The sequence below is a fragment of the Rhodococcus sp. B10 genome, assembly GCF_011770055.1.
GTDB lineage: Bacteria > Actinomycetota > Actinomycetes > Mycobacteriales > Mycobacteriaceae > Rhodococcoides > Rhodococcoides kyotonensis_B.
This window is the reverse complement of the sequence record NZ_JAAFYV010000143.1, coordinates 1-278: the sequence shown is the minus strand read 5'-3', so window position 1 is coordinate 278 and position 278 is coordinate 1. Positions and strand designations below refer to the sequence as shown.

General features: G+C 63.3%; 1 pseudogene. It reads right to left on the bottom strand.

Annotated features, from left to right (window positions below):
* Positions 1-278: pseudogene (locus RhoFasB10_RS26055) on the bottom strand (pyridine nucleotide-disulfide oxidoreductase); the annotation flags it as partial.

Here is a 278-nt window from a genome sequence, read left to right as displayed (position 1 = left end):
TGACCCGTGTCGGCGAGCACGCGTCCGGCTTCGTTGGGGATGGTGCCTGCTTGTTCGTCGAAGGGCAGGGATGTGATGTTCTGGGAGAGGTAGCCGACGGCGCGGTAGACCGCTTGGACGTCCCATTGGTTGTATTTTCCGGTGCCGCGGACGTTGCCGGTGCCGTCGAGTTCGGTGCGTTCGGTGCGTAGGCCGACGACTTTGCCGTTGTCGCCGAGGATTTCGGTGGGGGATTCGAAGAAGTGGAGGAACAGTTTGTGGGGGCGGTCGCCGACGTC